Annotated in this window: 13 protein-coding genes and 1 pseudogene; 11 read left to right on the top strand and 3 right to left on the bottom strand. The window is 35.9% G+C overall.

Features of this window, described 5'->3' with window-relative positions; genetic code table 11:
• The first annotated feature begins 293 nt into the window (after nt 1–293).
• The 10 genes from BP621_RS12300 to BP621_RS12255 all read left to right on the top strand — a co-directional run bounded on the left by BP621_RS12300 (nt 294) and on the right by BP621_RS12255 (nt 8,540).
• Complete coding sequence (locus tag BP621_RS12300; RefSeq protein ID WP_292390375.1) at nt 294–668, top strand: hypothetical protein; 375 nt, start codon at nt 294–296, stop codon at nt 666–668.
• Between the two features lie 114 nt (nt 669–782).
• Complete coding sequence (locus tag BP621_RS12295) at nt 783–1,262, top strand: hypothetical protein (RefSeq protein ID WP_292390373.1); 480 nt, start codon at nt 783–785, stop codon at nt 1,260–1,262.
• Nucleotides 1,263–1,450: 188 nt separating this feature from the next.
• Nucleotides 1,451–4,804, top strand: a complete 3,354-nt coding sequence (locus BP621_RS12290) for a tetratricopeptide repeat protein (RefSeq protein ID WP_292390370.1) — start codon at nt 1,451–1,453, stop codon at nt 4,802–4,804.
• Nucleotides 4,801–5,010, top strand: a complete 210-nt coding sequence (locus BP621_RS12285; RefSeq protein ID WP_292390368.1) for a hypothetical protein — start codon at nt 4,801–4,803, stop codon at nt 5,008–5,010. Before BP621_RS12290 ends, BP621_RS12285 begins: the two co-directional genes overlap by 4 nt.
• Nucleotides 5,007–5,474 (top strand): hypothetical protein, encoded by a 468-nt coding sequence (locus BP621_RS12280; protein WP_292390366.1) that lies wholly within the window; start codon nt 5,007–5,009, stop codon nt 5,472–5,474. The genes BP621_RS12285 and BP621_RS12280 overlap by 4 nt, the downstream gene beginning before the upstream one ends.
• Before the next feature lie 529 nt (nt 5,475–6,003).
• Nucleotides 6,004–6,330: a hypothetical protein gene (locus tag BP621_RS12275; protein ID WP_292390365.1), complete on the top strand. Its 327-nt coding sequence runs from the start codon at nt 6,004–6,006 to the stop codon at nt 6,328–6,330.
• Nucleotides 6,331–6,642: 312 nt separating this feature from the next.
• Nucleotides 6,643–6,903 carry a hypothetical protein gene (locus tag BP621_RS12270; RefSeq protein WP_292390363.1) on the top strand — a complete coding sequence of 87 codons (261 nt, stop codon included), beginning with the start codon at nt 6,643–6,645 and terminating at the stop codon, nt 6,901–6,903.
• 333 nt (nt 6,904–7,236) lie between these two features.
• Complete coding sequence (locus tag BP621_RS12265; protein WP_292390378.1) at nt 7,237–7,524, top strand: SDR family NAD(P)-dependent oxidoreductase; 288 nt, start codon at nt 7,237–7,239, stop codon at nt 7,522–7,524.
• 211 nt (nt 7,525–7,735) lie between these two features.
• The gene (locus BP621_RS12260) at nt 7,736–8,077 is read left to right on the top strand and encodes a transposase (RefSeq protein WP_292390360.1); all 342 of its coding nucleotides are present in this window, start codon (nt 7,736–7,738) and stop codon (nt 8,075–8,077) included.
• On the top strand, nt 8,022–8,540 hold the full coding sequence (locus BP621_RS12255) for a transposase (protein ID WP_349682079.1): 519 nt from the start codon (nt 8,022–8,024) through the stop codon (nt 8,538–8,540). The genes BP621_RS12260 and BP621_RS12255 overlap by 56 nt, the downstream gene beginning before the upstream one ends.
• A gap of 478 nt (nt 8,541–9,018) precedes the next feature.
• Here the strand turns inward: BP621_RS12255 and BP621_RS12250 are convergent, their stop codons facing one another.
• The gene (locus BP621_RS12250) at nt 9,019–9,651 is read right to left on the bottom strand and encodes a hypothetical protein (protein WP_292390357.1); all 633 of its coding nucleotides are present in this window, start codon (nt 9,649–9,651) and stop codon (nt 9,019–9,021) included.
• Nucleotides 9,652–11,959: 2,308 nt separating this feature from the next.
• Between BP621_RS12250 and BP621_RS12240 the strand changes: the two genes are divergently transcribed.
• Nucleotides 11,960–12,841: a PstS family phosphate ABC transporter substrate-binding protein gene (locus BP621_RS12240; RefSeq protein WP_292390355.1), complete on the top strand. Its 882-nt coding sequence runs from the start codon at nt 11,960–11,962 to the stop codon at nt 12,839–12,841.
• Nucleotides 12,842–12,929: 88 nt separating this feature from the next.
• Here the strand turns inward: BP621_RS12240 and BP621_RS17115 are convergent, their stop codons facing one another.
• Both BP621_RS17115 and BP621_RS12235 read right to left on the bottom strand, forming a co-directional pair.
• Entirely contained in the window at nt 12,930–13,148 is a 219-nt protein-coding gene (locus BP621_RS17115; RefSeq protein ID WP_349682078.1) for an AbrB/MazE/SpoVT family DNA-binding domain-containing protein, read from the bottom strand.
• Nucleotides 13,149–13,258: 110 nt separating this feature from the next.
• Nucleotides 13,259–13,422 (bottom strand): annotated as a pseudogene (locus BP621_RS12235) (glycosyltransferase family 1 protein); the annotation flags it as partial.

Genomic DNA, 13,422 nt, shown 5'->3' with positions numbered 1-13,422 from the left:
AGAAAGCTAGAAAAATGATCTTGCTTTCTTAACTTTATAAAATTTGATAAAAACTTGTAGTTTATAATAATAGGTTAAATTTTTTCTTTCCCATTTTTAAAAATATAATTATATACTTTATAATATATGAATATAGTTTTGCAGAATACAGAAAAAATTTATAGATTTATAAAATCAATATAGTAATAAAAAGTTTCGAAATGCTTTCGAAACTTCATTTACAGTAACTAGGCTTTTTCATAGCTGAAATAGAAGAAATCAACCTTTTTAGATTTCGAAATAAGAGGGTTCAAATGAGAATAAACCATATCATAAAATATAACTTAGAAACAAGAGCAAAGGACCTGAAAGGGGCGGGAAAGACTCTTGAAGAGATTTCGAAAACTCTGACAGCAAAAGCGAAAACTCCTATTACTGTATCAACTGTTTTCCGTTATTTCGAATCAAACGAAAAAGCATTGATTCAAGCAATCGAAAAAAGTGATAAATTAAAGGCAAAGGTAGCTGATGCCGAAATTAACACAATTACCAAAAGAGTAGAAATCATAGACAAGTTTTTGAGGATAGCAGAACAGGCTCAGAGGTGCGGAGATTTCAAGGCTGTAGTCATGGCTCTTAGAGGAGCTACCGAAGCTCAGGACAGCCTGGATGAAAGCTTGGAAAGTTGAAAGGCCCACAACCAACTAACGTCAATATCTTAAACGTTCAGGAGGCGGTTAAAACCTGTGTATAGATCTCTCCTGCCCCAATTGTAAAAAAGAATTCGAATGGGAAGTAAAGGTATGACTGAGGGAGAAGTTGAAAGCGAGGCTGATAAGGAAGACATCACTTTTATCCCAGCCAAGCCCAATCCTTTCTGGAAAAAGAATGCTGAAAAGATGGTAGGGGAATCTATTTCGGTCGTGGAAGATACGGCAAAACAATTTGTTGTTGTCGCGGGGCTACTTCAGGGAATTTATTTTCATGCCATTGCATTTTCAGACATCAGGGAGGCAGAGGGATATTCGGTTCTGATTTATCTGACTCCGCTTGTTTTGTGGTTGCTGAGCTTGATTTTTGCGGTAATAGTGCTCTCCAGGAAAAGGTATGAGATTAATATAAACTCGACCAGAGACTCGAAGGAAAAATTCGAGGAAATGGTGAAAATTAAGTACAGATATATCCGGATTTCAGGTGTGTTCTTGGTCCTTAGTTTTTTGGCACTTGCTGTTGCTGTTGTGCATTACTTGGGTATTTTTGGTGGTAAGACAGTTGTAAGTTAACGCTATTAATTTTGTACTTCAAGTGAATAAGTCTTAATTAAAACAGTTTAGTTTTTTATGAATATTAATTCTTTTAAAAACAATTTTTATGTTTTTGTTTAAATTTTAACTCTGTTTTATTATTTTTATTGTTATATACACTTTAAATTTATTAATTATGAAGCCCAAATAGTGATCGGTGATTTTTTTTGGAGTACTCTTCTCTCGATTTTCTGATTACCCGATCCCCCGACTCCCATTCTTATATTTATCATGCCTCAATTTTGGAGGATGGGAATGTTGTAGCAAGCAATGATTTCGAACTCAGGCAAGACCTGAGACTTTCTCAGATGCTTGAAAGTATAGAGGAAAAAGTTACCAAAAACCCTAAACCAGAAACTCAAAAGGAAAAATCAGGGACGCTGGACGAAAAGGATAGAGAAGAGCCACATATCGAATTTGGTAAAATGCTCTACAGCAAGGTGTTTTCCGGTCAACTCAGTGAGTATTTCAACAAATCCATAACGGAAGCTCAGGAAAATGGTAGTGGACTCAGGATTTCACTCAGGTTTGGTGAAGATGTCCCTGAAATTTCAGCGCTGCCCTGGGAATACCTGCACGACAACGAAGATTTTCTGATTCGAAGAAGAAACGTTCTGATTTCAAGACTGCCAACAAGCGTGAAGAAGAAAAAACTGGAACCTCTTGACTCAGTACTAAGAATGCTGGTAATAATTTCGGGTCCTGATGATCCAAGAATTTCTCCTTTGAACACGGAAAAAGAACAGGAGATTATCCTTGAAGCCGTAGACAAACTCCAAAGAGATCAGAAAATAAAAGTGGATTTTACTGAAGATGCAACCTTTGAAAACGTCGAAGGCTACCTTAACGAACAAGATTACCATATTATCCATTTCACAGGCCACGGGATCAGCATAGATGGTAAAGGGCATCTTGTTTTTGAAAACGAAAACCAGAAAGCAAGGCTTATTGACAACAAAATCCTTTCCGACCTTTTTTCCGAACGAGGCATCCGGCTTGTAGTGCTCAGTTCCTGTGAGTCAGCCAAAGGTTCAAACAAGAAAGCATTTGGTGACTTGGCAAGCATGCTTTCTAAAAGAGGAATTCCTGCTGTTGTGGCAATGCAATATTCGGTACTAGATGATGTCGCCACAAAGTTTGCGTACCATTTTTATAGAGCAATTGCAAGCGGAAAACCTGTTGACCTTGCTTTAAAAGAAGCCAGACTCGTGATGAAGAACTTAGAAAACGGTAATGGGCTTGACTTTGCAACTCCGGTACTTTATCTTTCAGACTGCAACTGTGTTAATGTAGGGAATTTAAGACCGGAACCTTCTGAATTCGTTTTCAAACCTATGATGCTGCCGGATTTGCAGGTTATGGAAAAAGGTTTTGTTGCCAGGAGAAAAGAACTCAGGCTGCTTGAAAAAGGCTTCAAGTCCGATGTAAAACGGGCTGCAATTACCCACGGATTCGGCGGGATTGGAAAAACCGTACTTGCAACTCGATTTGCGTTGAAAATGGGATATTACTTCGAAGGCACTCTGGGGATCAAATTTACTTCCACAACCAGGCCGGAAGATGTCCTGAACAAATTCAATAGTTTTTTGCTGATGAAAGGAAGGCCAGAACTGAACCAGATCCTGAACCAGCAGGTTCCTCTTGAAGTTAAAACTTCGTTACTGGTAAACATACTAAACCAGATCAGATTCCTGGTCATTTTCGATAACTTTGAAGATTGTCTGAATGAAGAAAGAAACGACATAGAAAACCCTGAACTTAAAGTGTTCATCCAGCACCTCCTTAACAACACAACCAGAAACACAAAATTCCTCATCACAACCCGTTATGATTTTGATCCACTTGAAGGCAGACTTGCCTCCGGAATCGAACACATTTCTCTTCCGGAACTCCATTTTCCTCAGACAAACTGGCTCATGAACAATTTTACTGAACTGGAAGATCTGGGAATTCAGAAGAAAAAGGAAATATATGATGTTATTGGCGGCCACCCCTGGACGATAGGCCAGTTTGCAAAACATGCCGCTGTTCAGGGAGTAGATGATTTATTGCTTGATCTGTTGCCCCTGAAAAAGGATCTTATTGAATTTACCTTGCTGGATAAATCTTTTTCCAAACTGGATGAGGACGCCAAAAAATTGCTCCTCTGCGCCTCAGTCTATGAAGAAGCAGTTTCTGTTGAAGCATTGTCATGGATTATAGGAGATGAGAAAGATGAAAGTCCCTCCGTCGTAGAACCTCTGCAAAAACTCCTCCAATGGGGTCTGGTTTCAAAAGAACAGGAGTACAACAAGAGTGTTTACTCATTACACACAATTGTAAAAGATTTTGCACTCAAAAAACTGGAAACAGACGGACTGGACAAAAAAGAGCTTCTTATCAGGGCTGCTAGATACTACGAAAATTTGGTTTCTCAAAACGGAGGCCTCTGGGAATATTTGAAAGCACGAGACTATTACTTCAAGGCGGAAGACTGGGAAAGTGCAAACGAAGTTGTAGAAAATACTTCAGACCTCCTGATTCGCTGGGGATATATTAAACTTGCAATGGATTTATTAAGTGATTCTATCAATACCACATCAGGAGAAACAAAAATAAATACCGAGTATACACTTGCGACTATTTACCACCGCCTAGGAGACTTAACCACAGCATTAAAAATATATAATATCATTAAATATAAATATGAAGAAACGGGGAACAAAAAAGGAATTGCATTAACACTGCACCAGCTTGGAATGATTCATCATCTTCAGGGCAACTACAAAGAAGCAGTGAAAAAATATAACCAGGCCCTGAAAACTTTCGAAGAACTGAGAGAAAAAAGGGGAATTGCAAGTTCACTAAGCCAGCTTGGAATGATTCATAAGGACCAGGGTAACTATGAAGAAGCTTTGGAAATATATAACCAGGCCCTGAAAATTAATGAAGATCTGGAAGACAAAAGTGGAATTGCAAAAACACTGCAGAATCTTGGGATAACTCATCACCTTCAGGGCAACTATGAAGAAGCAGTGAAAAAATATAACCAGGCCCTGAAAATTAATGAAGAGCTGGGAGACAAAAGTGGAATTTCAGATGCACTTCACAATCTCGGAAATATTCATTATGTTCAAGGCAACTATGAAGAAGCCATTAAACTGTATAACCAATCTCTGAAAATTGCAGAAGAGTTGGGAGATAAAAGTGGAATTGCAAGTTCACTAGGCCAGCTTGGAATGATTCATCAGCAGCAGGGTAACTACAAAGAAGCAGTGAAAAAATATAACCAGGCCTTGGAAACGTTTGAACAGATGAGGGACAAAAGCGGAATTGCATCTATACTGCACCAGCTCGGAATGACAAATGAAGAAAACGGAGAGTGTAGTAGTGCTCTCAGGAACTATTTAATCTCTTTTTCAATTTTCAAGCAACTTAATTCGCCTAATGAGGAGATTGCCGCAAGATCCCTTTCAAGGTTACGAAATAAAATGGGAGAAGAAGAATTTGATGCTGAATTTGAAAGGCTGGTGAATGAATGATTTCTGAACTCATCAAATGCCCTCTATGTGGGTACAAATATTACACAGATGTAGAAAAAATTGTTGAAGATGGGGAAACTGTTGCAGTACGTTTCGGACTCTCTGATGTTAAAAAAGCATTCAGCCGAAAAACTCCCAAAAGCATGTTTATAGATCTTGCCTGCCCCAATTGTAAGAAAAAATTCGAATGGGAAGTAAAGGTATGACTGAAGAAAAAATTGAAAGTGGGGCTGGTGAAGAAGAGATTCCTTCCTTTCCCGCTGACCCCAATCCGTTCTGGAAGAAGAACGCTGAAAAACTTGTTGGGGAATCTATTTCGGCTGTAGAAGATACGGCAAAACAGTTTGTAGTCGTTACAGGGTTGCTTCAGGGAATTTATTTTCACGCTATTGCATTTTCAGATATTAAGGGAGCAGAAGGGTATTCGGTTTTGATATATCTGGCTCCGCTTGTTTTGTGGTTGCTGAGCTTGATTTTTGCGGTAATGGTGCTCTCCAGGAAAAGGTATGAGATTAATATAAACTCGACCAGAGACTCGAAGGAAAAATTCGAGGAAATGATGAAAATTAAGTACAGATATATCCGGATTTCGGGGTTTATCCTGATTCTTAGTTTTGTAGCTCTTGTTGTTGCTGTTTTGCATTACTTGGGTATTGTTCCTACCTATTGAGGCAGTATTTCCGGTATCAAGAGGCGCTTGTCACACCCAACTTACCTGTCTTACCTAATTGCAAGAGGTAAATGTAAAGAATAATTTTAATTTCTATTTTGAAAACTTAACTTATTATTTTAAGCCGCTATTTTTGAAAATTAAATTACTCTACAAGTAACTTAAAAATAGATATGACAGCTATGACAGGTAAGACAAAGGGCTCTTGTTATTGTTTTTTTTAGTCTTACCCTCTGCATGTGAGATAAGACAAGTAAGACAAGTCTATTGATGCTGAATATAGCACAAGAGATGATATATTATTATTTTATAGATTTATTTTAATTACTAGGTTCATTTTCTCTGCTTGCTTTTATCTTGTCACACCATACATTAACCAGAGATATGACAAGTAAAACGATACACGAACGAAGTATCTATATATACACGTAAATTACAAAATATCTCTTTAAAAATCTATATATATTATGGAAAATATGTATTACTATAAACACGACGGATAAGCGACAATAACTTATAAGGGGATTCAATGAAAATCGCTAGTAGTAACGCTATAAGCCCTTCAAACCTGCTTACACGTGAATCACTATTAAAAGCTAACTCAGAATTAATCGGACACCTGCAAAATAGGTTTAGAGCCAAACGTTTCAGGCCACAAGAAGGCGACAGTGTAAAGCTCGCTTACATGCGGGTTTTTATTCAAGCACTGCAGGTTCAAAACTCAATACTAAAAGACTCAGAACTTGAAGAACTTCAGCGCAGACTTGAAGCTCTGGAAAATATGCAGGCAGGGAACCACGGAGGGAAGCAGTTTCATAATTTACATATCGGAGAACAATCCGAATATGCAGAATAACTAGGGATTATAAGTTGGTAACAATTATCTGTAAGAAACAGGCTTGAAGCTATTAAGCAGAGTCTTTGGAGTCAGAGATAAATGCTTTTCTTAGAGATGGGGGGCTTGACAGGAATCTAAAAAGTATGTGGGAGGCTGTTAAAGCTTTGAAGCAGGCTTTATCCTTGGGACTATCCTCTTTTAAATGCTTAAAAGGAAACTTAGCTTTCAGCTTCTGATACCTAAATATTTCGCAAGGCAATTATTATAGATGAATCGTTGATTTTGAAAGCGAAATCATTGAGAGATTAAGGAGTATTGAAGAGGTGGAGAATGAAAGGGAAGATTGAAAAAAGATTAGATGCACTAGAAAAGATATTAAATCCTAATCCCTCCATATGTGGCGAAGTTATTATTTATGACGCGGAAGAAGGGATTCCTGAAGACATTCTACAAGATGATAGTGTATCAGTTCGTATATTTATTCCTGATAATCATCGGTCCCCTGAATATGAGCTGATTTATAAGGAAGAACTTAAGCAAAAAGTAGAACGAGCCAGGATCAGAAAAGCGTCTAAAAGCTTTTTGCCTTGAACAGTGATGAGAACTAGAAGTCTATTAACAGGAATCAGAACTTTAATTCATATTAAGAAGTAATGGAGCTGACCATTATTAACTACAGAAGCTCTGTATTAGTGGTGGGATATTGTATACCTAGGACTTCGTCCATTTAGTTAAGTTATTTGTAACTTTTTCTGGAACTTAAATTGCCTAGAACCTTATAGCATATTATAATATAGCGGAGGTAAGTATACATCGCTGCTTGAAGTGAAGTTTACCCCACGTCTTTGGTTTTAACTGTATCTTGTTATCCCCGAGAATATGTGTTTTAACAGAATATTTACAAAACTGTAAGTAGTGAAAAATATGAGAGTAAATGGGAATACAATATTGATCACTGGTGGAGCGACTGGAATTGGCTTAGCTCTGGCTGAAGCCTTTGTAAAAACAGGTAATAAGGTAATTATCTGTGCGAGGACCGAGAAAAACCTGAAACAGGCTAAAGAAAATCTCCCTTATATACATATAAAGAAGTATGATGTTTCGAAAGAAGCAGATTGCGAGGCATTGTATTCCTGGGCAACTGCTAATTTTAAGGACCTGAACGTCTTGATAAATAACGCGGGTATTTTATATAGTAAGAAGAGTCTCTGACTTAACTTACTTCGTTATCGAAGCGGACCCTGCAGTTACCAGTAAAGAAGGCTCCGATGACGCTGGAGTTTCGATGCCCCTAAAAGTCAGGAAGTAGAGTTTTCGATAGCAAGTTCAGAGAGATTGTCTTATATTTCTACATAAAACACTTAGTTTTATTTTTGAGCCTATCCCGAAACTAATATTATGTTGAAATTATAAATTTACTTCTATGTCATTCCGTGAAATCGATGATGTTCTATGGGAATCCATAGAACCTTATCTGCCTCCACAGAAACCACATACAGGAAGACCACGTGCAGATATGAGAAAGTTAATGAACGGTATTTTGTACGTTGTTATGACAGGTTGTACATGGAAAGACGTTCCCAGTCAGTATGGATCTAAGTCAACAGTTCACAGATTTCATCTCTATTTATGTGAACATAGTACTTACCAGAAGATTTTCAATGAACTTTTAAACAAAGGTTATGACCTGAAGAAAATAGACCTTTCCCATTGTTTTACTGATACAAAGGATATTCCTGCCAAAAAGGGGAAACATAGATTATGATGGTTACAAGAAAGTAAAAGGAGTAAAACTAAGCGTTTTAGTTGATTTAAAGGGTTTACCTCTCTCAATTATTATAGTTCCTGCAAATAAGAATGACTCAACTCTTTATATTCCCACACTTAAAAATTTCAGAATAACGAGACCTGTAGGAAGTCCTGTAAACAGGCCTTCAAAAGTAACAGCTGATGCAATGTATGATACTGCTAACATCAGAAAATATAACCGGAGAAGAGGAATAAAGACCAATATACCAGTAAACAAAAGAAATCAGAAGAAAAAGAAGAGAGGAAGACCAATAAAGGTAGATCAGGAAGAATACAAAAAGAAAAGTGCAGTAGAAAGATTCTTTAGCTGGATAGAATCATGTAAGAAAGTACTTCCAAGATATGAAATCAAAAAGATATCATATCTCGGAGTTGTGATGTTAGCAGCAATAATGAGACTAAATGAGGTTTTGGGATAGGCTCTTTATTTAAAATGAATATTTGGAACTTATGAAACTCTGAAATACAGGCTCTTTATCCTTCATTTCTCTTCTCAAATTTTTATATTTTGTTTTCAGAATAAATTTTCAGAATAGGTTTAGTCTTGAAATCTTTCTTGGACTGATAAAGACACAAAAATTCACACCAACTATTAAATTTACGACATCGATATGGATAAGTAAACTAGTGAACAAACATTTGAGAACCAGAGTTTGTAGTAAACTGGTATAATTATAAATGAACTAACAATAAATTATATGATCCCAGAAAAAGCAAAAAGTTCAATTTTATAGCCAGCTTTACTGTCTGCTTTGTGAGCGGTTATTATTACTTTTACCTAATACTGCTATTCCAAAGTATATTCATAAATATTTGGGTTACGATTTGTCTGTTGATTTATATATTCCAACAAACAAAGGACTTATTTTGGAATCGACGAATTAGTCTTTATGTCTTTTATCCGTTTACTGCACTTCTGTATTCAGCCCATGTTTTTATCCAGTACTTATAGTTTTCTCTTCTTATTTCTGTAATCAAATTTCTTCTTGTCATTGTACCATTTTCTCTGACTAATTTTTTAAAGAAATCCAAATTATAAAGAAGCTTCAAGTCATATTTATACACAGAATTCCGGGGTTGATGGAATATTTCAGTAAGGAGCTCGTCAAAGTTTGAGATAGCTTGAGGATTGAATGTATGTTTTAATTGTTTTTTGGTTAAAATTTTCAATGGAACTCTAAAGTTAAAAAATTTGTTCAGTATATTAACAATAATCAGCATACTTGTAAAAGAATTAGTACCTAAATACTTGTCCTGAAAATCTATATCAAAAAAGATTGGGATATACTTATCTTGGAAGGTCAGTTGCAAGCTTATTTCTCTCTTACGTTCTTGCTCTTTCTGTTTTGATGATCTTTCTGGTGTTTGATATTCAAAATATTGATAAAGTACACTTCTTATTACATCAGCTCTACTCAATGAATACTTTTTTGCGAAGTAATCAATATAAGGAAGAATTGTGTTAAGATCCTTATATTGCAATATTATTAAGGAAGTATGCATTTTCCCTCCTTTAATTGCACGTACCATGAAGTATCATTTTTCGCTTGGATTTGAGAGTTGCTTTTCTACTTGATTTCTCAGTAATTGACTCATAAACTAACCTTTTAAACTCAAAATCCAACATAACTTTGTCACGTTTTCTTTTCATGTCTACCGTGAAGTATGGTTTTGCCAGTATAAATCCAAGTTTAATTTTTTGGTTTTACATGCAACTAGGAAAAATAGGAGAACTGACTTCCTCAGTGCAGACTCCTCATTCGTAAATCATGATTGAATCAAGCCTTACAGTGCCTAACTTTGTCCAGTATCCACATACAGGACAGTATTGAGTTTCATCGACTGGACTCTTTTTCAGCATGGAATGACATTCTGGACAAACTTTTAGACTTTTCGTAAATAAACCTCCGTGATAAATTGATAGTTATCTGGGTAGAATCTTAAATGAAGGATTTTAGAGTTATGTAGAAACCTTTATGGTTTAGGCAATACTGCAAATCACAGTATTTCCAAATGTGCTACTAGGTTGGACTTCCTTCAGTTACTGTATTTATTAAATTTGTGAGCTGCAGGGGAAGAGATGCCTACAGCTCATAAAGATCTGGTTGAAGGTACTGGAAACCTTCTAAACTATAAATAGAATAAATTTATTATATACCTTTTGGATATATTCTATATAGTAATAAAGTAAACTAACTGGTTTTCAAGTAAGTATTCCTTATCATAAAGAATTCCCGCACTTGAAGTACAAACTCAAGCACATTCGGGATTGTGAACGACTTGGTAGTTTAGACAGTTGATGGTTAATGCTATTGATTTCCCAGCTCAACCGCTTTAATCTACCAAATATAAGCTATAGGAATTAACCTCTTAGAAAAGAAAGGAAACATTTTGGAGCAATAAATGGGAAAAAGAACAGAATAATAAATTAAGAGATCTTGCGAATTAAAGATTATACTTTTTTTGTAAATTAAACGCCTGAGATTTAGGTCTTTACATTCATATTAATTGAAGCCTCTGCGATATCGCCGCTATATTCAGCTATTTTCCTTAGACTCTCCAGAACCATGCTAATTCAACGTTACCTGTATTTTCCACCTTCTGTGACTCCAAAGAAATTCCAAACTGAGAACCATTTTTAGCTTCTGCAACAATTTTGTTGATCGTCTGCAGATCTTTTTTTTCTTTTTTGTTCTGAAAGGCAGACTAGAGAGTGGGCTAAAAGAGAGAGAAAGGATCTTTTTGGCTGCAGATGAGAGCTTTCTGCAGCTCGTAAGGAGATCTGTATGGAGGTACTAGTGTTCGATTGAGAAAGAGGTACTTTTCGAGACGAAGTCTTTTGGTAAATAAGAGATTGTGCGGATATGGGAACATTTTCTGAATCGAGTCACTTGATACCTCCAAAATGTAAATAAAACAAGTTTATTATATATCTATTGGGTATATTCTATATAGTTTAATTCTAGTTATCTTGTCCTAAATGATGGTAATCGGGTTTTTTCCTATGAATTCACAAAAAGCAAGGTTTTAACTTAAAGCTGATAATCAAAGGGCTCTGTAGAAATCCTCTGAAATAACGGATTTCCATTAATTTGAACTGGATGACCCGATATATTTTTACTTCTTTATTTTCAGTCTATTGTAGCTGATTTAGATAGGTTTTCTACAAAGCCGGAAAATCTACTATAAAAATAATAAATTATACTATGGTTGGATTACTGCAATCGGTCAATTCTGTTCTGAAAATACTATAATAAATAATAAGTTTTGGAAATCCGGTATAGCCCTCTTTGAAATATACGATAATAAAGTAATTGGCAATACCATCGACAGCGCAAGCACCGGATTAACGTTACAAGAAGGAGCAAGCTGCACGTCAATCCCAAAAACACGTTTAAAAACTACAATGTAGGGGTTCAAGTCCCGGCTATCCCACCGTATTTAATTGGAAATAAATACATTAAAAATAAAGTAAATATAAAAATAGTACCAGATTACTTAGAGGGATAAGCTCCTCCCGTCTTATTTTTCACCTTTTTTGATTTCGATTTTGATTTTGTTTTCTACATGTTTCCAATCCCGTTTTTTAACAATAATTAATTATCTACTGATCAATCTTTTTTAATCTTCAGAGTATAACTTCTATTTTTATATACCTTATATTGTATATTTAGAATATTTTATATGTACTAAATACTCTATTTAGATATGTACCTCTCTATTATCTATAACGAGAATGTTTATATATTTTTTTGTAAATGTCATACTGTGCATTTAAGAAATTAAATGTATATAAATATCAAATAAATTAGTAGTTGGTGAACGGAGAATAGATAAAATGGCAAATAAATTAAAAAGGTACACACTCCTTACATTACTGGTAATAGGATTTGTGTTTCTGGAAATTGGATGTAGTGCAGCGGCTCCTGTACTGGAGTCTACTGCCCATGTAACAGCACAGAACATTTCTGTGAAAGGCTCTGATACAATCCTGCCTCTTGCACAAGCTGAAGCTAAAGAATTCATGAAGGAAAATTCTGGAAAAATTATATCAGTTAGTGGCGGCGGATCTACTGCCGGGATTAAAGCATTCATTAATGGCAAAGTAAATATCGCTACTACATCCAGAGAAATGACATCCCAAGAAATCAAAGCTGCTAAAGCAAAAGGAATTAAGCCAGTGAAGCATGTCATTGCCTATGATGGCATTACGGTAATTGTAAACCCCGCAAATAATGTTTCTAAACTTACCTTTAATCAATTGCGCGGTATTTACAATGGGAGCATCAGTAACTGGAAGCAAGTTGGTGGTAAAAACAAACCCATTTCCATAATCGCTAGAGATAACAGTTCCGGAACTTATGCAGACTTCCAGAAAGACGTGATGCAGGGGGACAAATATCGGTCTGATGTCATCACCAAGTCTACTAATAAAGAAATAGTTACTGCGGTCTCTAAAGACTCCAATGCAATCGGGTACATTGGCTTTGCATATCTCAACAAAAAAACAAAGGCCTTAAGCCTGAGCAATGGAAAAGATTATGTGTATCCAACAGCCAAAAGCATCAGCAGTGGTAAATATCCTCTTTCAAGACCTCTCAATTTTTATAATAACGGGAAATCTTCTTCAGATCTCACAAAGAAGTTCATTGATTTTGTGCTGAGTACGAAGGGACAGAAAATAGTAAGTGAAGTTGGGTTTGTTCCGGTAAAAAAATAAATCAAGTAGGACTTATGCACTTGAAGTACAAACTCAAGCACATTAGACCTTTCGGTTAATATTTACATTATATTAAAGATTTAAGCTATTAAATTTCCCATCTCAACCGCGTAGGTCCTCTCGAGAAAAAGGGCTTTGTAGAAAACCTATATAAATCAGCTTCAATAGGCCGAAAATAAATAAATAAATAAATAAGGGTAAGCGTATCTCCTACTTCAAGCTCGATATCGCTTATCCATTTTACTGGGAGAGAAACAATATAGGTAGAATTCCCAGTAAACTGAACTTTTCGTTGATCCTTGGTAATAGAATGATCCCCCTAAGGGTGTTTAATGAACTTTACGAATTTGTATGGGCAACTGTAATCACAAAGGTTTTCTCATAAGTAATATGCTAAAAAGGAATTAACTCCCTATCTTATTTTTTATCAATCGTTTTTACGTACACCTCTAGAGTTTTTTCAGCTATTGTTTTCCAGTTATACCGCTTTTTAAGAAGGTCGTAACCTTTTTTCCCCATTCGATTATGGCCAAGTCCTTCAAGGACATAATTGAGGCCCCAGGCGATAGAAGATGGCTCTC

Source organism: Methanosarcina sp. UBA5, assembly GCF_002505485.1.
Classification (GTDB): Archaea; Halobacteriota; Methanosarcinia; order Methanosarcinales; family Methanosarcinaceae; genus Methanosarcina.
Note: the sequence above shows the minus strand (reverse complement) of the source record. Positions and strands in the feature narration are given on the sequence as shown.